The 18,952-nt window shown below is 53.3% G+C and carries 15 protein-coding genes and 1 tRNA gene; 11 read left to right on the top strand and 5 right to left on the bottom strand.

Translation table 11 applies throughout. From position 1 onward, the window contains the following. Positions 1 to 123: 123 nt before the first annotated feature. Positions 124 to 1,542 carry a hypothetical protein gene (locus FYC48_RS23480; protein WP_200836686.1) on the bottom strand — a complete coding sequence of 473 codons (1,419 nt, stop codon included), beginning with the start codon at positions 1,540 to 1,542 and terminating at the stop codon, positions 124 to 126. A 220-nt stretch (positions 1,543 to 1,762) separates the two neighbouring features. Here FYC48_RS23480 and FYC48_RS23475 point away from each other — a divergent pair, with 220 nt between their 5' ends. Both FYC48_RS23475 and FYC48_RS23470 read left to right on the top strand, forming a co-directional pair. Continuing rightward, positions 1,763 to 3,499: an HAD hydrolase family protein gene (locus FYC48_RS23475; RefSeq protein WP_149499235.1), complete on the top strand. Its 1,737-nt coding sequence runs from the start codon at positions 1,763 to 1,765 to the stop codon at positions 3,497 to 3,499. A gap of 132 nt (positions 3,500 to 3,631) precedes the next feature. After that, entirely contained in the window at positions 3,632 to 4,468 is an 837-nt protein-coding gene (locus tag FYC48_RS23470) for a c-type cytochrome (RefSeq protein WP_235034390.1), read from the top strand. Positions 4,469 to 4,561: 93 nt separating this feature from the next. On the opposite strand, the gene FYC48_RS23465 is transcribed toward FYC48_RS23470, so the two are convergent. After that, positions 4,562 to 5,215: a hypothetical protein gene (locus FYC48_RS23465; protein WP_160149735.1), complete on the bottom strand. Its 654-nt coding sequence runs from the start codon at positions 5,213 to 5,215 to the stop codon at positions 4,562 to 4,564. Between the two features lie 836 nt (positions 5,216 to 6,051). Between FYC48_RS23465 and FYC48_RS23460 the strand changes: the two genes are divergently transcribed. Beyond that, positions 6,052 to 7,683 carry a serine/threonine-protein kinase gene (locus tag FYC48_RS23460; RefSeq protein WP_149499232.1) on the top strand — a complete coding sequence of 544 codons (1,632 nt, stop codon included), beginning with the start codon at positions 6,052 to 6,054 and terminating at the stop codon, positions 7,681 to 7,683. A gap of 139 nt (positions 7,684 to 7,822) precedes the next feature. Here FYC48_RS23460 and FYC48_RS23455 read toward each other — a convergent pair whose 3' ends face one another. Next, positions 7,823 to 9,580 (bottom strand): DEAD/DEAH box helicase, encoded by a 1,758-nt coding sequence (locus FYC48_RS23455; protein WP_149499231.1) that lies wholly within the window; start codon positions 9,578 to 9,580, stop codon positions 7,823 to 7,825. Beyond that, on the bottom strand, positions 9,580 to 10,137 hold the full coding sequence (locus FYC48_RS23450; RefSeq protein ID WP_149499230.1) for a hypothetical protein: 558 nt from the start codon (positions 10,135 to 10,137) through the stop codon (positions 9,580 to 9,582). Before FYC48_RS23450 ends, FYC48_RS23455 begins: the two co-directional genes overlap by 1 nt. Positions 10,138 to 10,460: 323 nt before the next feature. On the opposite strand from FYC48_RS23450, the gene FYC48_RS23445 reads away from it, so the two are divergent. The 3 genes from FYC48_RS23445 (at position 10,461) to FYC48_RS23435 (ending at position 13,156) form a co-directional block, all read left to right on the top strand. Beyond that, complete coding sequence (locus FYC48_RS23445) at positions 10,461 to 10,919, top strand: hypothetical protein (protein WP_149499229.1); 459 nt, start codon at positions 10,461 to 10,463, stop codon at positions 10,917 to 10,919. Between the two features lie 619 nt (positions 10,920 to 11,538). Next, positions 11,539 to 11,612: transfer RNA gene (locus FYC48_RS23440), tRNA-Pro, on the top strand. A gap of 95 nt (positions 11,613 to 11,707) precedes the next feature. Further along, complete coding sequence (locus FYC48_RS23435) at positions 11,708 to 13,156, top strand: tyrosine-type recombinase/integrase (protein ID WP_149499228.1); 1,449 nt, start codon at positions 11,708 to 11,710, stop codon at positions 13,154 to 13,156. Here FYC48_RS23435 and FYC48_RS23430 read toward each other — a convergent pair. Beyond that, positions 13,153 to 13,608 (bottom strand): hypothetical protein, encoded by a 456-nt coding sequence (locus FYC48_RS23430; RefSeq protein WP_160149734.1) that lies wholly within the window; start codon positions 13,606 to 13,608, stop codon positions 13,153 to 13,155. The two genes, FYC48_RS23435 and FYC48_RS23430, sit on opposite strands and share 4 nt — an antisense overlap. A gap of 338 nt (positions 13,609 to 13,946) precedes the next feature. Here FYC48_RS23430 and FYC48_RS23425 point away from each other — a divergent pair, with 338 nt between their 5' ends. The 5 genes from FYC48_RS23425 (at position 13,947) to FYC48_RS27980 (ending at position 18,860) form a co-directional block, all read left to right on the top strand. Further along, positions 13,947 to 14,438: a recombinase family protein gene (locus FYC48_RS23425; RefSeq protein ID WP_315853787.1), complete on the top strand. Its 492-nt coding sequence runs from the start codon at positions 13,947 to 13,949 to the stop codon at positions 14,436 to 14,438. 253 nt (positions 14,439 to 14,691) lie between these two features. After that, positions 14,692 to 16,089, top strand: coding sequence for a protein kinase domain-containing protein (locus tag FYC48_RS23420; protein ID WP_149499225.1), 1,398 nt, complete (start codon positions 14,692 to 14,694; stop codon positions 16,087 to 16,089). Continuing rightward, positions 16,089 to 17,246 (top strand): AAA family ATPase, encoded by a 1,158-nt coding sequence (locus FYC48_RS23415; RefSeq protein WP_149499224.1) that lies wholly within the window; start codon positions 16,089 to 16,091, stop codon positions 17,244 to 17,246. The genes FYC48_RS23420 and FYC48_RS23415 overlap by 1 nt, the downstream gene beginning before the upstream one ends. Next, complete coding sequence (locus FYC48_RS23410) at positions 17,243 to 18,625, top strand: hypothetical protein (protein ID WP_149499223.1); 1,383 nt, start codon at positions 17,243 to 17,245, stop codon at positions 18,623 to 18,625. Before FYC48_RS23415 ends, FYC48_RS23410 begins: the two co-directional genes overlap by 4 nt. Before the next feature lie 94 nt (positions 18,626 to 18,719). Next, positions 18,720 to 18,860, top strand: a complete 141-nt coding sequence (locus FYC48_RS27980; protein ID WP_160149733.1) for a hypothetical protein — start codon at positions 18,720 to 18,722, stop codon at positions 18,858 to 18,860. Positions 18,861 to 18,952: the final 92 nt, after the last annotated feature.

Below are 18,952 nucleotides of genomic sequence, written 5' to 3'. Positions count from 1 at the left end.
GCACGGCAAGTGCGAACCGTATCTCGAGATCTTGGTTTAGACGCCGTGTTCTCCGTGGTGACACGGATGCCAAGCAAGCGAACCTGACGCAAGCGTTCGCAACCGACCGTTTGAATCGTGTGATCACGCCAACGCAAGTTCGAGACGGCTTTTCCCGCTCGCGAGTTGAAAGCAGACATGAGATTCGTCACCGTTGCGGACATACGTGCCGGCGGAAAGCTGCGGCGGATTTCTTACGTTCTTTAGATCAACTTGACCGTGTTCACTTTTCACGTTGCTCGGGACAATGGTTCCTTTCGTCGACAACTTAAGTGTGAAGTCATCGCAGGCCAACGGTGAGTCAATCTCAATCGTGGTCTCGTTTACACGTGAAACGCGGACCAGGGCTTTGACAGCGTAGTAGCGACCGATCTCACTACACTTCATCCATAATGTCTGATCCTCATAACGTGCTTTCAACGAACGCACGACGCGTTGGAACGCCTTGAAACCTGTTTTGCTACCGTTGCAGTACATTCCCGGCCAATGGCACAACATCACCGCAGGTTCGCCACGCTTGATCATCTCGACCATACGTCCGCCGGTCGCATCTTCATCGCAATACCGATCTGGATCGCTTTGTTGAGTGCCTTCCCAGCCGCCGAACCAATCCCCGGTACCGGCAGGGACATTGATTGTCAGTCGATCGACCGTGTTTGAGTCATCGATATACTCGAGCGTCGGAACGGTACTTTCCTGTTCGCCACGAACATATTTGAAATAGTGTGGAAGTTCGGTTCCGTAGACATCCCGGACGGCTTGGTGAACGGCAATTGGCAACTTATCTTTAACACGGTTGCCAAACCCGCCCGGAGTCGTGATGCCTTCACAGAGCAAGTCACAGTTTTTTAAAACGCGCAGGGCATACGCTAAATATTCGGCCAAGTAATCCGTACTGATGTCGGTTTGTGGGAAGCTATTTTCCATCGTGGCCGACGTCGCTTCGTCCATCGGGCGACCGGTTTTGAGGTCGACGACACGCGTGTGCGAAATCATCTCGGGGTGGATATCCCAATTCGGAACCATTAGATCACGAACGAGGGCGAGCGAATCATCGAGTTCTCGCTTTGACCAGCCCGGAATGAATCGGTCAACCCAGCCGACGCAAGCGGGATACGGAACGATGCTGTACTTTCCTTTGACGGAATACTCGGCGCACCACTCGCCAAACTCACGGACAAAGCGATCAGGGATCTCGCGAGGCCAGTCCTTCCACGGTTGCCGATAAACTTCACGCTCCGGCCAGGCGGCTGCGAATTGTGGCATGCAAAAATGCCCCATGTTCACCAGGCATGTCGAGTCATCGATGATGAACGAAAGCGGAATTCGGTTTCTCGGCGGAAGTACTTCGAGATCAGAGGGATCGTTACCTCTGCCTTCCTGGGCAAAAGCTTCGCCCGTACCGATGCCGACCCTGTTTGTCTGCATCGCTACCGCGGATGCCCCTATCACGCCTAAAGCTTGCCGTCGATTGACTTCGTTTGCCGAGTTCAAATTTTCCATGGTGAAGACAAAGTTGAGCGTTAGGTAAGTGTCTCGGAAGTACGTTAGCGGTGAAGCCTATCGTAACCCGCCCGGCGGCACATGTGTTGCAGTCATCGATCAGCGCCGGGTAACGAGAATCCGCAGGACTTGTTCGCCCCGTGGCGTATACTTTTCCAGACCAAAATCGGACTGCAAGCGTGTCGTGCAGCGTTGGCTGATCGGAAGGGGGTGTATTTCAATGCGTCTACAAGTGATCGCGACTGACTACGACGGAACGATCGCCATTGACGGACAATTAAATAACGATGTCCGCGGGGCCATCGATCGTGCCCGCCGGCGTGGCATGTCCGTTGTGATTGTCACCGGGAGGATCTTGTCTGAACTGCGACTCGTCGCAGGGACGCTCGACTTTGTTGACGGAGTCGTTGCAGAAAATGGGGCCGTCGTTGCACTTCCCAGCGGCCATGTGACCGTGCTCGGCGCCTCACCGCCGCTGGACCTGATTGAAAAACTGACCAGTCGCGGCATTGATTTTAAAGTCGGGCGATGTGTCGTCGAACTGGATGCCCAGTTTGCAGACATCGCGATCGATTTGATTCGTGAACTGGAACTACCACTGGCGATTACGTTCAATCGGGGACGAATGATGCTGTTGCCGGCATCGATCAGCAAGTCGTCCGGACTGCGGTATCTGCTCAATACCTTGGGGATTTCGATCCACAACGCGATCGGCATCGGTGATGCCGAAAATGACCACGAACTGCTTACCGCCTGTGAACATGGCGTTGCCGTCGGTTGGGGCTCCAAACGTCTGCAGCAAGCGGCGGACGGAGTCGTGACGGGTGACGGCCCCGCGGCGCTGGCCAATTACATCGATCAGCTTTCCGCGGGCATCCGCATGCCCATCGAATCGACCAGTCATCGAAAAATCGTCCTGGAAGAAATTGATGGCGAAGCTCCGTTTGAAATGCTGATCCGCGGTCGTAATGTTCTTGTCGCGGGCGATTCGAAAAGCGGGAAATCTTGGCTGGCAGGTGTCTTGGCCGAACAGCAAATTCTTCAGGATTACATCGTCTACGTTTTCGACCCCGAAGGAGATTACAGCGGCCTCGCTTCGCTTCCCAACACCCTGGCTTTGGGAGGCGGAAGACAGCTGCCCTACGGCGATGACTTGAAGATGTTGCTCCAGCAGGGCATCAACCTTGTCCTCAATCTTTCGCATTTGAATCATGAGGAGAAATGCCGCTACATCCAGCGTCACCTTCCACTCGTGACCCAGCATCGGCGCGAACGTGGCTTCCCGCATCGAATCATGCTTGACGAGTGCCATTACTTCTTTCGCGAGCCGTCCGAGCAACAATTGCTCGACAGTGAACTCGCCGGATACACTCTCGTGACTTATCGCCCCTCGCAGATGCAATCGGATGTGCTAGCGAAAATTGATGTTGTCGCCGTGACACGGCTTGCCGAACATTTGGAGGTCGATGTGCTACGCGAGTTACTCGACAACAAAGGCGGGTCGGCAATCGACTCACATGACTGGTACGAGCGTCTTGCGAATCTGGGGATCAACGAGGCCGCGTTGCTTCCACCATCGAAAGAAGCCGACGGAAGATTGCGAAAGTTTGTCGTCGCGCCAAGACTCACCGCCCATGTTCGCCATCGTACGAAGTATTTCGATGTACCGGTCTCGGAGGCACACCGGTTCGTCTTTACCCGAAATGGCCAAGCGACTGGGACTTCGGCCGGAACACTACGAGAACTAGTCGACACGGCAAAGTCTGTACCGTCGGAAATCATCTCACGCCATAGTCGACACCATGATTTTTCGAGGTGGATCGCGACTCTGTTTTGCGACTATGGATTAGCCAATGAGATTCGCCGAATCGAAACGGATGTAAAGAACGGCGGCACCGTCGAGCAATTTCTTAATGAACTGTGCCAGATTGTCGAACAACGCTACGAAATCGATTGATCGCCGCTGATTGGCGGACGGTTTGATTGACCGAGCATTCCCAGCTAACAGCGCGGACTTCTGTCGGCGTTGCCTTCGCTAGTTCACTTGTTCGATCGGTTGGCCTCTAAAATGATCCCACAGAACATTGGCATGACGCTGTTGTATGCCCTGACCTGGATGCCAATTCTTCTGCTAAATCAACCTGTCGGATTCGCAGGTGAAACGAGGAGCATCGCGGGCAATACACTTCCCGCGGGCAGACTTGGCGAAGTCATCAAGCTAGGCGAATCGATCATCACCCAGACATCGCAGCATCCGCTTTCAAGCCGCTACGTCGGCAACGACCTCAATTGCACGTCGTGTCACTTAAATTCGGGGCGGAATCGCCATGCTGGTTCCTTCCTGAAGACCGCGACCGCCTACCCGGCTTGGTCCCCCCGGGAACAACGTGTCATTACGCTGGAAGACCGCATTCTTAACTGTTTCATGAGAAGCCAGAATGGACAGCGTCCTCCCAACGGAAGCGAGGTATCTGTCGCAATCGCCGCGTACATCACATGGCTATCCGAGGGCGACTCGATCAAGCTGAACCCTTTAAAACCTCTCGGACCAAACCATACCCCTGCGGTCAATCTTGAAGGAATGAAAGCGAACGTCCAACGAGGCAAAACGCTGTACGTCGATCGATGTGCCGATTGCCACGGCAACGACGGGCTGGGTGATCTGTCGAATCCTCCGGTGTGGGGCCCAAACTCATACAATGATGGTGCAGGGCTAAGCCGAGTTCCGAAACTCGCTTCTTGGCTTAAAGTCGCGATGCCGCTCAACGATGAAGACTTGACGGTGCAAGAAGCTCTTGACATCGCAGCCTACATTAATAGCCACCCAAGGCCGCACTTTGATTTGCCCGCGCATCTTCCGTCCGATGAACGTCTGGGCGAATACAACGGGGTTCGTGAGAGCAGTTCCCACGCTAAGGAGCGATGACGCCCAAGGTCATTCCTTGGGCGTCTCAGTGATAACGACTGCGGTTAACTCGTCGACTGTGGCTAGCGTTCCCGCACTCTCTTTCGACGCAACTCAGCCTCTGCGTCTGAGCAGTGTAGTGCCGCAAAGCAATGCAGCAAAAAACAACGCTCCACTCGGCTCGGGAATCGCACTCAAAGTGACCGTGATGTTGTCGTAGAACACCGAATTAGGGATCGATTCGCTACCGCCAATCATACGTACCGAACGAATGCCTTCACCAGAAACAGTTACGGTATCGAAGCGGAATCCTGATACGTCGGGCACAAACCCAGTTCCTGTTCCAATTAAGGTTCCGGTTGCCCCGAGACCGCTGTAGGCCTCTACCAACAGATCGTCGGCTTCGACACCAAAGTCTCCCATGTCCACGGAAATCGAGGTAATAACGGTGTCGAAATCCAACAAGAACGCTCCGGGGTCAAAACGGCTCGAACCCCCAGAATCCCCGAACGCGCTAAATGCTTGAAATCCAAAGCGACTGGTAAACGCCGTACTGGTTCTTCGGTTGTAAGCGAATTCCACATCATTCTCATGAGTGATCGTCATCGTCACCCCTTGCTCGGTGAACGAAACCGGGCCGAACGTTGGGACATTGATATTCCCAGTTCCGGGTAACTCCGGCGTCTCAAAATCGAACACCACCGTGGGTGCCGCAGAGACGTGGGTTGAACAAACAAATCCGAAGAGAAATAAAAGAATACGAAGCACTGAACCTGACCTCCGATCGAGACAAGAACGACACGAATAACGAAATAGATCGAATGCTTTGTCTAAATTCAACACGAGGGTCCAGTAGTAGCCGAAGCCGCCGCGATATTGAATGAAACAGGACAGACTCGCGGCGAGTACCGTTACCCACAAGTTGAAAGTAGACGCAGTAACACATGCCTGGTTCTCTAAATAATAGGTGTGATTCATCAGCCGACGCGTTCTAGTCAGGGGCATCACAGCACATCCCAGCGACCGCCACGCGGAAAGGCCTTCGAATCAAACTGGAACGAAGCACGTCACGAGTATATTCGAAATCCGGTCGCCGGGTGGTCCGAAACCATCCACCGTTGGTGGATGCCAATTGCGTCAAGTGATTTCAGCAACATCCACCGATCGCCATCGGATCAGGCAACGGTCAAGCGTATGGGCAAGACGATCGCTTCCGATAGATGCATTGCAACGTCTCACCAAACTCACTCAAGCTCACTGCACTCGGCGTCCCGACCAACTTCAACTTTTCAAATCTGCCGAATTTCGTTCGCCGCGGTAAGTGTTCGCAACAGCGTGGCACGAACACAGTTTGCTACGATACTTGCCTCTGAACACCCAGCCGATTTCCTGATTAGCCCCCGCGTTTCCTTGTGGGTAAATGCACTGAAAGCGTTTGTAGCAAGAGAACCTTAGGTTCGCGTCGGGATCATCAACACAGACGAAACCCGTAACCCGTGTTGCAATTGAACGAGTGACCTCCGGGATCTGCGCCGTGCTCGCTGGTTCGAAAGAACAGTCTCTCGCGGATGGCTGGATGAACAGCTCGTCGGTATAGTGACAAAATGTCAAAGACGGAGCCTCCATCGGATTCGCAATTCGAATCGATCATTGCCGACTATCTTGAGCGGGTCGAAGCGGGTGAAACCCCCGATCCAGCGACGTATCTGATGCGCTTTCCCGAGCACGGCGAAGAGCTGCAGAGTTTCTTTCGCAATCATCACTGGTTAGGAGAAAGCCCGTCGCCGCCTCCCGCTTCTTTGTGTGGCCGAGAAATTGGCGCATATAAAATTGAAACGGAAATCGCTCGCGGCGGGATGGGTGTGGTCTATCGGGCCTATCAAAAGGGGCTCGACCGCGTCGTCGCAGTCAAAGTCATCAGCAACGGCGTGCTTGCCAGCGACGAAGAGCGCCGGCGGTTTCGTATCGAAGCCGAAGCCGCCGCGGGGCTGGACCATCCCGGCATCATTTCGATTTACGAGATCGGAAGTTGGAATGGTCACGAATATTTTTCGATGCCACTGGTCGACGGACCTACGCTACAACGGTTTGTCGATGAACAAAGCTGGGATGACACCACAATCGCGACGGTTGTTCGCGACATATCGCAAGCGCTCGACTATGCGCACCGCTTCGGCATCATCCATCGCGACCTGAAGCCTGACAACATCTTACTCGGCGATGACAACCGCCCCTTGGTCGCCGACTTCGGTCTGGCCAAGTGGCACCGTGAGGGGACGTTGCTGACCCGCACCGGCCAAGTCCTCGGCACGCCTAATTACATGAGTCCCGAACAGGCGTCGGGAAAGTCGGATGCCAATGCCGCTTCGGACATCTATTCCTTAGGCGCGATCCTGTACGCCTTGTTGACCGGCGTACCGCCACACGAAGGGCCAAACCCCGCAGAAGTCTTGCGCAGTGTTTTGCAAGACGAGCCTAATCCGCCACGCCGATACCGTCCCGAGTTAGCTCGCGATCTCGAGAATATTTGTATGAAAGCGATGCACCCCGAACCGGCGTTGCGTTACCAAACTGCCGGCGAGCTTGCCGATGACTTGAATAGTTTTTTACGCGGCGAAGCGGTCATGGCGGCGGGGAGCGGCCTGATCGAACGTGTGGCTCGGGAAATCGGACGTGACCAGCATCAGGATCATTTCCATCGTTGGCACGGAACGTTGATCTTGCTGGGGCTGATCATCTTCGTTGCCCACGTATTAATCTTTGTGCTCTTAAACATGGGCGTCGATCCGCGCGTCGCCTATTGGATTCCCCGGCTAACCATGTTCACCTTGATCCTGGGGACAATCTATCGCGCACGCGATGGTTCGCTTTCACCACGCAGCATTGCCGAACGTCCGGTTTGGTCGATTTGGCTGGGCTACCTAAGCTCGCTCGCGGTGATCAACATCTTGCTGTTAATGGGCGGTATCGAACAGCACCATCTGTTTCCACTTGCGACCGCACTCAGTGGGTTCGCGTTCGTGGCGATGAGCGGGCACATCTGGGGCGGGTCGGCGATCGCCGGCTTGGCTTTCTTTGCCTTGGCACCCTTGATGGCGACTCGGTGGCTGGAGCCTTTCGCCCCCGTGTTGTTCGGAACGGCGTACCTGCTATCCGTCTTCGCGATCAGTCAGCACTATCGCCGCAGCGGGAAACGTCGTCGCGAAAACCTTTCGGATTCATCGCCCTCAACCTAGTACTCCGTCTAGACCCAATGTTCGGGATCGACTCATCAGCCGACGGGCGTCGGCCCCAGTTGTTGCACCAAAACCGTGGCTAACGCCAATCGGGTTATTCTGAAAACAGACTTGCACGACGGATTCGACAAACAACCAATTACGCAACCTTTTTCCCACAAGGAGCACGTAAGTCGAACAGCCCAAAGATCTCATCACGGCTCAATCCAACGTTACGAGTGGGCTGCTCGTGACTGGAGAATAACGTGTCGAACATTTCGCGTTTCTGATCAAGGACATCGTTGATGCGTTGCTCAATGGTGCCAACTGCCATCATCTTGGTCACCGTCACCGCCCCGGCTGCACCCAATCGATGCGCTCGATTGATCGCTTGATCTTCGATCGCAGGGTTCCACCAACGATCAAACAGAAACACGTACTCGCAGAATTGCAAATTCAACCCCACACTGCCGGCGCCATAGCTCATCAAGATGACGTGGCTGTTCGGGTCATTTTTGAATTGGTCGATGACTCCGTTACGTTTTTTATGCGGAATCTTCCCGTGATATTCCAGCGGACCGTATGGCTGAAGCGCCGCCTTGATCTTATCCAGACTCTTCACCCACTGACTAAACACAATCGCTTTTTTGCCGCTCGCCGCGACCTCTTCGATATCCGCCGTCAACCGCTCTAGCTTGCAACTGCTACCGGTCACCGGATCGAAGTTACAGATCTGCTTCAAACGTAGCACCAGTTCGAAGACGTGCTGGATCGTCAGCGATTGCTCAAGGTTTTCCAAATGGACAACGCCTTCACTTTCGGCCGCTTCGTAAGTCGACCATTGTTCCGGGGTCAGATCCAATTCCGCATCGCGATACAGTTTCGGCGGCATGTCATCGAGCACCATGTCCTTGGTCCGCCGCAAGATGAAGTCGCCCGCTTGCTTGGCGATTTGATGCATCGGCATGCCGGGCTTCAAGTAACCCGGCGACAGGAACTCAAAGATACCGACCAAGTCATCGGGGCAATTCTCGACCGGCGTCCCCGTCAACGCCCAACTTCGTGTCCGTTTGATCGATCGAATCACTTCGGCCGTCGTGCTGGTACGATTCTTAATACGCTGGGCTTCGTCTAAGACCACCAAGTCAAAGTGAATGTCGTTTTCTTCCAGGATCGTGTGGTCCCGCATCAACAGTTCATAGTTGGCAACCTTGACGGGCACCTGAGGACTGCGCCACTGAAATTCACGCTTGGCGGAATTACCTTCGATGGCAACGATCGGAATCTCGGGCGCCCAAACGCTAAACTCACGCAGCCAATTGGTGACCAGTGGCTTCGGACAGACCAACAACACATTGGAAACTTCACCGCTACAAAGCAACAAACGAATCGTGCTGATCGCCTGCATGGTTTTCCCGAGTCCCATCTCGTCCGCCAAGATTCCGGCGTAGCGAGGGAACAAAAACGCCATACCGTCAAGCTGGTAAGGAAACGGTTCAAAAGGAAAATTCAGCTGTCCGCTTCCGACCAATGATTCCAGCGGCGGTTGCAGCATGTAGAACAGTCGGTCTTGTAGCTTGACAATATCCGACGGAGGCTTGATGCGGCCGCGTGACGCTTCGTCGCGTTTGCGTTGTGGCTTTCGCTTGGCGGGATCATCGGCGGTATTGCCGACCGCAGGCGGGACGAACGGTCGATTTGCATTCGGGAATACAAACCCTTTGACACGTGTCTTGATCGGTGGCAATCGAATCGGGATCGCAACCGGTTCGATCTTGGGAACCTCTAGCGAACAGAGTTCCGGCGCGAAGACACTGTCGATATGCCACGACGCGGCGAGATCGATTTGAACGTCTAAATCGGTTGGTCGAGGCACATGAGGTGTAGCCGAAGGTGCGCGTTTACTGAACCAAGTCATCACGCCGCACCGCTTTGTTGACGCGCCAATTGCGAGTGGGCTTCTTTGATCGCGTCGCGAATTCGTTCAAAGGGTTCGATCGCGTCGGGCAGATCACCGAACTTACTTGCAAGCGAGGTGACTTGATCGACCGTTTCGATCGCGGCAAAGAATGTCGCGCCGGCGAATTCCACCGACTCGAACTCATCGGAACCGTTGTCTGCGATCGGCCCCTCTTCGCTTTCCGCCGCTTCGCCGACCAAGACGACCGGAGCATGGGTGTAGGATTCGACCGAAAGCGCTTCTGCCAAATCGGTACAGACCAGCGACAGCGGCGTGCGGCACTTTTGCAACAACAACTTCCCAATCACTTCGCTAATCAGATGAGCACGAAGGGTGGGACCAAACAGGATCTCGTGCGCCTTGGTCGGGCGAACCGGAAGCGTACATTGAAATTCGATCGGTCGTCCTCCTCGATCAAGGACGAGCATGCCTCCGGTCCAACCGGTGTACTCATCGTTGACCACGGTCAGGTAACCGAGGGTCGGATTTTTATTTTCGGGCGAGCTTTCTGCCATTGGGCAACAGTCAAAGGAAACGCGGGGAGGAGAGTCTTCACTTTGAGCAAGGACGCAGTGTGAAGACGCAACTGTTGCTTCGGCGTTCCGGTCGTGCAGACTTTAACGATCAGGCCGACGTGCCGGCGGGTCGTCAAAAAAGATTAAATTTCGCGGGTTCCGCAGCTTTTTCCTACAGTGCTCATGAAAAAAGACCGACAGCCTCTGCATTTGCTCGACAACTCAAAAAACCTCGGGTTATACTCGGCTCTTCTTCGCCGTGGGCTGGCGTTCTTCTCGGTCAGCCCGGTTGAGTTCATTGCGTTCCCAAGGATTTATTGCTGATGTCTTCATACGAGCATGAACCCCTCTCTCCCGTTTTTCGCATCGACGTTTCAGCCGACTCCGAAGCCGAGCCGCGAAAACCGAAAGATCAAATCATGATCGATCTTCTCCGTCATTTGATTGCCGGACAACAGCAACAGAATCGACTGCTTGAGCAGATGATTCAGCAACAGAACGCTGCCAATGAACAGCGAGCAAGCGAATTGCAGCAGTGGAAGGACGCCAATCCCGAGTTGGCCCGTTCTTGCCGCACCGCCGCCGAAACACTTAGCCGAGTACAAACACGTTTTCTCGATAGCTTGACCGAAGAGATTGCCGACAGCGAAGACAGCTTGGAAGAAAGTGAGTTCATGCTCAACGAATTCGTCGATCGCTTCGGTCCCCGTTTGGCTCATCTCAATGGGGTCCTTCAGGTACTCGCCCAGTTAGGCCATGGAGAGTCGACTCAGGCTAGTTGATCGCCCGCCTAATTTCGATCCAATATAGCGGAACTCGAAGCGAGTTCGCATGGTCGCACTTGGTGCGATCAGCCGCATGGCGTGAGTCACGATTTGATCAGCCGCATGGCGTTAGCCACGGTTTCGAAAAAATCACGGATGCCAGCGGCAGAAGTGCCACTGCGATGATTCGACAGACAACAACACGAACCGCATCAGCTGATCTTGCTAGCTATTGCGGGAGGCCAGCCATCAACGAACTGGCCGTTTGTTGAGTCGGGTGATCGCTAGAAACGGAGACCGATGGGTGATGCAGCCCCCGTCGGTCAATCCGTTTCAGCAGCGAAGGCATGGCTCGGTGACAGTTGGATGCCCCACGACTGAGTGGGGCGATCGAAAACGTCGCTGGAAGCTGAGAAACCTTCAAGCCGGCGGCGTTCGGTGGCCGACCTGACAGCTTATCGAGAAGTTTTGCCCAGGATTGGTTGAGAGACCTTTTCGCGATGAGCAAGATCGGTATACTTCTCGCTCGGCCGATCGGATCACCTCAAGTGCTCCACCGCCACAGAATCACAAAACGATCGCGAACCATAGATTGGCGGACGGTCTCTGAGATTCTGAAACTCAAGAACGAATCAATCGGGGCGTAGCTCAGCCTGGCAGAGCGTCTGGTTTGGGACCAGAAGGTCGCACGTTCAAATCGTGTCGCCCCGACTGAAAAAGCCCGCAATTTACGGTGCCAGCGGTTGACCGCGTGGCCTAAAAACGGGAATCTTTCGGGTATTTTGGGCCAGCAATTAGGCTAAGCAGTGGCAACAAAGTACCGGCTTTCTTACCGGAAGAAAGAGAAACGTTGGCGAAAGTTCTATCGCGGGAAGTACTATCACTTCCCGCTTCGCGACGGGGAAACCAAAGAGGGCAGCTACCAGCGGGTCCTGAACGAATGGCTGAGTCGCAAGGCTGTTATCGATTCAGCGGAGAGCGCGGACAATAGCCAGGCTGTCGAGCGTTCTTGGCGAACGTTTCTCGATGACGTGCGATCGCTTCAGCAACGGATCATCAACTCCTACGGTGACACCGAAGAAACCCGCGAAATTTGGCTGGCAATCGAAAAGCAGTTCGTCGACGGACTGATTAAGGTCGAGACAGCCAGAGGCGCCCACGCGAATGCCGATCAGCGCAAATTCCTGAAAGGAATGCTTGAATCCACTGTTCAAAGCCTGCAAGAGGCTCACTGGCAACCCACTCGTGAATTCCATGAGAACGCAGGCGTTGCAACCGTTGAAGCGACCGGGGCGCCACCGTGGGAAGGATGGGCAAGCGGCCTAGATGATCTTCGCCAACTTGCAAAGGGCTTTGTAGCTAACGTTCGGGCGGACTCTTCGATCCGAAGGGCTGAAAACGTAAGACGTGACGTCGACCGATTCCTTTCAACGCTTCCCGGTAACGCTGATGCCGAGTCCGCGTTCGCTTCAACGATGCTTGATGGTTACCTCCAAGCGATCAAAGGCTTGGACCTATCGGCGTCAACAAAGCGGGATCGGATTGCATCAGTCAAGCAGTTCGCAACGTGGCTGTTTGAACGCGAGCATCTATCAACGCTACCCCGGTTGATTCAAGCGGGTAAGTTCAAGGTCGAAGTGAAAACCAAAGCAATCGAGGTCTACGAAGACTCTGAAGTCAAGGAGATTGTCAAGGCAGCCTCGGGCCCGGCCAAGCTCTACATTCTGCTTTCGCTGAATTGCGGCTTTACACAGATTGACATTGCCGACTTGAAGCGAGCGGAATCCGATCTCGGGCCAGGATCAGGGACGATCACACGTAAGCGGTCAAAGACAGCCAACCACGACAACGTGCCGGAAGTTACTTACCGCTTGTGGCCTGAGACGTTGTCGCTGCTTCGAAAGTACGCAACAGCCGAAGGTGAACGACTGCTCCTGAACAAGGACGGAAACCCGCTTGTCAGAGAGCGGGACGACGGCGGCAAAGTCAAGCGAACCGACGCGGTCAGCAAAGCAATGGCGAGACTCCGCGATAAGATGGAGAGGAAAGACACGATTTCGGTCAAAGTGTTCCGCAAAACCGCCAGTACGAAGCTTGCTTCAAAATACCCCGATCTGGTTGAACTGTTTCTTGGCCACGCGCCGAAGACCGTTGCCGATCGCCACTACGCGAAGCCATCGCAGGAAAGGTTTGACAAGGCTCTCGATTGGCTTCGTGGTCAGTTCCTCGACAAAGGCGATGGAAGCAAGGGCTAGAGCCACCACCAACGCGTCGATAGGTCTTTCTTCGATGCTGTGACGACCGCCTCAAGGCAGGCTTTTGCTCTGCCGTACTCGTTCTCAAGGTTAATTATTGAACTGTACTTTTCGTCATCTTCTTGGGTCATGAATTTCTTCAATGACTCACAGACCGTATGCGAAAACAAAAAGGCGCCGCTATCGGCGGCCCTTCTGATCTTAGGGTATTGCTCGGATCGAATCCTGCTGATCCGCTGCTTGGCTTCACTGGTTAAATCCTGCTGATCGTAGTGGGCTTCCAAGTAGGTGTCAGCGGTATGGAGCAAGTCTGACAGCGCGTGAATCAATTCCTGATACGCCGCGACCCTCATTTCCCACCATCGCTTCCGCTGATGCGACCGGTACGCGATGAAAGACGAAAACAGGCCGGATATTAGCCCGACGGCAGTCAGTCGCAAAAGTTCTTCCATCCAATGCCCCGCATTTTCGTGACGTTGTTAAAGGCTCAACAATACTTGGGCCGTGGCGCTAAAAACATACGCGAAAGCATACCAGTGCGGTACAGCCGCCTGTAAACGACTGCCTGGGTTCGAGGCCAGACAATGGTAAAGGCTGGTCACGGCGCAGAGGTTCGATGGAGATCCCTACTATTCCAGAAGCGATCGCTTCGCAAATGACGCTGGCGTGGCTAACACCTAATTGAGATTGGGCCAGCGAGCCCAGCCGCAAGGCAACGAGGCGGCAGGGCGATTGCACGGGGATTTATCGAGCGTAATCGTTAGTCGGCGCAACTCTCTTCTCGATCCAAGTGAGGGTGGAAGCGGCAGTTCAAAAACATGCCTTCCACCATCACCTAGTTGGCCAAATCCAAGTAGTGTTGACCGCTGTTCAGCACACTACCGCAACCGGTCAACATCTGGGACACCGTGGCCAATCCAATGCTTTACCAAGCGTCCATCGGTGCAATCTGCCCCGGCGCTGCGTCGGATTGGTATCGCTCGAAGACGGGATGGACCTATCAACCGCTGCCGGTCGGTTGATGGCCAATGTGTTGGCAAGCGTCGCTCAGTTTGAAACGGAAGTCCGAGCCGAGCGTGTTCTGGCTGGCCAAGCGAAAGCCCGGAAGGCGGGCCGGGTTTGGGGCGGAAGTGAAGCCGGTCGACTGATCAGCGTCACTGAAGATCAAGCCGAGGCAATCGTTCGAATGAACTCAGAGGGCGTGGCCAAAGCAAAGATTGCAAGAGCAACGGGCGTCTCGCGACCAACCGTCTACCGGGTGCTCAAGCATCGCTCTGCGTGAGCGTCGACTGAGCCGGGGGCCGGGTGGGTCAAATGTGCCGGATGTGACGAGCCCACGGCGTGCAAGGCTCGTAGAGCCTTAATCTCGCTGGTGGCATGGTTCGGGAATTCAGGTGCCGCGTCATCAGGTACTCAAACGAATCTCTCCGAGTTCCCCGGAGTTACCTTTGGCAATGCTATCCGCTAGAATCATTCGTTCACGATTGCAACGCTCATCTGTAGCGGTCAACTGTCTTAAATAACGAACAAGAAAAGTGGATCCGACTGTCGCAAAAAGAATGACCGAAGAGCTAGCCGGGAAAACCGTCGGCGGCTGGTCTGTCGGTAGTTATCTTGGTGCTGGAAAAACCGCATTAGTCTTCGACTCCGCGAAGGAAGGCAAGCTAGCTGCCTTGAAAGTTTTTGACCCTGATTTGGTGGAACGATCGGGAAAAGACAAACAACTAGCAAGAATCAATCGAGAACTGGAACTAGTTGGACGGCACCACGCAAACCTTGTGCAGATTTTCGACGGCGGCGAATGTGCTGATACAGGGCACCTTTTTGTCTCGATGGAGCTAGTTAAAGGTCGAAATCTAGAAGACGCACTTCTCGACGTTCCCCGAGAACGTATTCCTCATGTCCTGTCTCAAGTGACATCTGCTGCAATGTTTTTAGAAGAAGTAGGGCTCGCACACAGGGACATTAAGCCGTCGAATATCGTGATAACGGATGACTACGAACGTGCTGTCTTGATGGATCTTGGTGTGCTAAGGCCTTTTGGCGACTCTGATTTAACGGATCAAGAAGCGAGAGATTTTATTGGAACGTTAAGGTACAGTTCCCCAGAGTTTCTTAATCGCGTTGAGGTTGACTCTTTAGAGGGCTGGAGAGCGGTGTCACTCTATCAGCTAGGCGGGGTGTTGCACGACTTAATTATGAGAAAGCCTCTGTTTAGCGAATTTAGTCATCCATATGGGATTCTTGTCGACGCCGTAAACACAGAACGACCTGTCATTCACTCATGTGAAGTATCCCAGGACCTCGTGCTTGCGGCCCGCAATAGCCTGGTGAAAGACCCAGTCGCGCGATTGCGATTGGTATCATGGGAAGACTTTCTTCTGCGGGAGTCGAAAGAGCATGAATCCCCCGACGCTATTCGCGCCCGAGTAGCAAAACGCAAGTTAGCGGCAAAGCTTGATAATGCAGCGAACGACACAGACGAACACATTACCGTTTCAACTCAAACAGTCCGTCATCTGGTACTTACCATAGAGAGCACCATTCACAACGCTTGTGCAGGGGACGATGCATTTCCACGAATGTCCATTTCGAATGAGATGGAAAGCCCCGCAAAGATTCGAGTCGAATTTGCAAAGAGCGGGCGCCACCAACTGGAGCACTCCCTTGCCGTCTATTTTATGTGCGAGATTGTTGACGAAGCCTCTTTGTCAATTTGTGTAAGTTCTTCAGCGTACTTGCTCCCTGAAGGCACGAGCATTCATTCGATTCCATATGGATGCAACGTGTTTCGAGGGCCGATTAATTCGCCGAGTCTGCCGCAAGAAATCTCGAATTTTCTCTACTTAATGCTGGACCGAGCCCAATGCGCAAACGGCAGTGGAATTACTTCTCCCCAGCTACTTGACGATTCACGAGAGGAAATCACCTAATGAGTGGTACTTGGTGGGTAGGCCGAAAAGATCTCGACGACGATCAAAAGAAAATATTTTCGATACCAGAATCAGAAAGTTTCTTAATCACCGGTCCTCCCGGATCTGGAAAAACAAATCTTTTACTCTTGAGGGCAAACTACCTGCACCTTTCCGGTTTCACCAACATCGCAGTCGTTACCTTCACTCGTCCTCTATGTGAGTTTATCTCAACAGGGGCATCTGCATACGATTTTCCTTCTTCAAAAATCGTCACTTGCAGCAACCTCCTCTCCGACTTTCTTCGACAGTTCGGAGGCCACGTATCGCGAGTAGGGAAGTTTGAAGATGTCAGGAATCGACTTGCAGAAGAGGCGGCAATGGTTGCCGATCAAATGGGCCTGGAAGGCGTATACGACGCAATCCTTTTAGATGAGGCTCAAGACTATCTCCCAAACGAGATCAAATTGTTTCGAAGACTTGCTGTTCGTCTCTGTGCAGTTGCCGACGGAAGACAAAAGATTTACAGCGGAGACGACTCCGAAAGTGAAATTGGTGCATGCGTCGATAAGTGTTACCCCCTTAGATACCACTACAGAATTGGTAGATCCATTTGCCAAGTTGCTGACGAAATTGCCAAGAAATGGAACGGATACGATCCGTTGACAGAGTTTTCCAATTACGTCGAGGACGACAACCCGTCGACAGTAAACAAAGAGCGGTGTGATTCTCTTCACTCCCAAGCTCAGTTAATTATCAAACGCCTTAAGACTCAATTGTCTGCTTTTCCGGGCGAGTATCTCGGCGTTCTTTGCCCCAAGAAGGAAGAGACTACTGAAATGTGGAATTACATTTCGCAGTCCTCAATTGGATCGAAGGCAACTCTACTTTCAAGTGGGGCAGATTCTTTGGATCTGGAGGGAAAGCAAATCATCGTTTCGACTTTTCACGGTTCAAAGGGCCTGGAATTTAGAGCTACGCACTTGGCTGCCTGTGAGTCACTGAAAGTCTTCGGAAACAATCGGAAGATGGCATTCACGGTGGTAACTCGAACGAAAACGGCGCTATCGGTATATCATACAGATGACCTACACCCTTACTTCGAATCGGCGCTAACGGCAAATAATCCGATTCACACGGCCCCTTCCATCGACGCTTGCTTCGGAGGGGGATCATGACATTTTTTCTTCGCTGCGACCGCTCTGACTTCGTCGGCTATCTCTCGGCGAGAGCATCGATCGACTCTCATTTCGTAAGTAACACCATCGACTGGGATGATCTGCGGCCGGAGGAATTAGTGCTCGCGTGGAAGGAATCGCCGGAAAGCCATTTCTCGCTCCCAAATGCAATTGTCGTAAAAGACGGAACTCTGACTGACTTCAACGCATGGATTGGAACCTATTTTCGTAACATTCAACCTTTCTCGGCGCAGTGTAGGGTACTTACCAGGGAGATAGCGAACATTGCAGTTAACGGAGGACCAACTCAATGGTCCAGGTCAAATCGGTCGGTTGATACCGCTCTCGTTATTGCCGAGTCGGCGGCATATTCGGGAAGAGCCTTCGAACTAACTAAGCTGCCATTCTCGGCGTTTGAAAGATCACTTTCTTACGTGATGGCACGCGCGGTTCGCCACTACGATATCACGACTCTAGATCAAAGTGGCAGTCTTCGTACTTTGGAGTCGGCATGGCTACAAGCCAGAGAACTTGTGCGGGAACCTCAGCTCAGCCTGTCGTCAGATAGCGTCCGTTTCGTCTGGGAAGTTGTGCTGCAAAGCACCAACGAAGGCGTTCGCAGCCGCCGCAGAGGGGACGCGAGACTAGTAGATGCCGTTCGCCGATACAAGGATAAAGGGCAGATTTCAAAACAGGACTTCTTCCAATGCCTTCAGAAGAATAAACGAAACGAGGACATTTGGAAGGCACTAGACGGTTCACGTGAAAATCGAGTAATAGCATTGGAGGAAGCAGGAGCGATTCTGTCGCGAGGCACAAAGTCAACACTGAGGCAACGAGCATTCGTACTCGGATATATTGCTAGCCGGATTCAGCCAGGAACATTCGACCATATTTCACTGCTTTTTCCTTTCGCAGAACAACTTCAAGAGAGCTTGCTATGGTTCGGCGTGTTTGCCGGACTGACCAATGATACGATGGTCGACGACTTTGCTGGAGGGCTAGGCTGGTTGCTAAGACGAGAACTGGGGCGCCTAAGCCACTGGCTCGAACGTCCGAGTTGCGATGTGTCAATAGATGAATTTATTTTGTGTTATACTGCGGGCGTCAAGCGACCAACCTTTCGCAACACGTCTAACGGCGTGCTGAAAATTGAGGTCTTCCCGTTAGTCAACACAAACGTTCGATGGTCTCAAGGGCAACAAGAAGCGAACGTAGCAAATCGCCCTGATTTAAAGCAGGGAAAACTGTTTGAAGATCTTGAACTCAGGAAAGGTGATGTAAAAAGAATCGCGGAACGGATGGATGAACACTCCCGCGAATTTACCCGCATACAACAAGATTTCATCAGCCTCTTAAAAAGGTGGCAATCTGGGTAGCTTTGGTCTGGGCATCTAGAATTTGCATAGGTCGGTTCTTCGCGGATTTTAGTGGCTGATCGCTAGTTTCGGGAGGATTTCGTATCCTCTGGGAATGAACGATCTCAGTCAACATTACAGCAGTCTTCTCGGTCTTGGCTCGTCCTGGTCTGCCAAAGACGTCAATCTCGATCTTCCCGGCAGCCGAGTGGTCATTCGCCTCGCCCTTGCCGATGGCACCGATAGTTGCCACTAAATTCAGCCAAGACCCCATAGGTCGCAAACCGACACTTTGTGGTGCGGCGGCATTAGTCTCTCGCATTGCTAAGTCACGGAGTGCAGTTGCGT

It is taken from the genome of Roseiconus lacunae, from assembly GCF_008312935.1.
Classification (GTDB): Bacteria; Planctomycetota; Planctomycetia; order Pirellulales; family Pirellulaceae; genus Stieleria; species Stieleria lacunae.
Note: the sequence above shows the minus strand (reverse complement) of the source record. Positions and strands in the feature narration are given on the sequence as shown.

Excerpts from the sequence above, each read along its gene's own strand:
- FYC48_RS23445 (WP_149499229.1), top strand. The coding sequence starts at position 10,461 with ATGTCTTCATACGAGCATGAACCCCTCTCTCCCGTTTTTCGCATCGAC.
- FYC48_RS27980 (WP_160149733.1), top strand. The coding sequence starts at position 18,720 with ATGAACGATCTCAGTCAACATTACAGCAGTCTTCTCGGTCTTGGCTCG.
- FYC48_RS23480 (WP_200836686.1), bottom strand. The coding sequence starts at position 1,542 with ATGGAAAATTTGAACTCGGCAAACGAAGTCAATCGACGGCAAGCTTTA.
- FYC48_RS23460 (WP_149499232.1), top strand. The coding sequence starts at position 6,052 with ATGTCAAAGACGGAGCCTCCATCGGATTCGCAATTCGAATCGATCATT.
- FYC48_RS23470 (WP_235034390.1), top strand. The coding sequence starts at position 3,632 with ATGACGCTGTTGTATGCCCTGACCTGGATGCCAATTCTTCTGCTAAAT.
- FYC48_RS23430 (WP_160149734.1), bottom strand. The coding sequence starts at position 13,608 with ATGGAAGAACTTTTGCGACTGACTGCCGTCGGGCTAATATCCGGCCTG.
- FYC48_RS23410 (WP_149499223.1), top strand. The coding sequence starts at position 17,243 with ATGACATTTTTTCTTCGCTGCGACCGCTCTGACTTCGTCGGCTATCTC.
- FYC48_RS23415 (WP_149499224.1), top strand. The coding sequence starts at position 16,089 with ATGAGTGGTACTTGGTGGGTAGGCCGAAAAGATCTCGACGACGATCAA.
- FYC48_RS23475 (WP_149499235.1), top strand. The coding sequence starts at position 1,763 with ATGCGTCTACAAGTGATCGCGACTGACTACGACGGAACGATCGCCATT.
- FYC48_RS23450 (WP_149499230.1), bottom strand. The coding sequence starts at position 10,137 with ATGGCAGAAAGCTCGCCCGAAAATAAAAATCCGACCCTCGGTTACCTG.
- FYC48_RS23455 (WP_149499231.1), bottom strand. The coding sequence starts at position 9,580 with ATGACTTGGTTCAGTAAACGCGCACCTTCGGCTACACCTCATGTGCCT.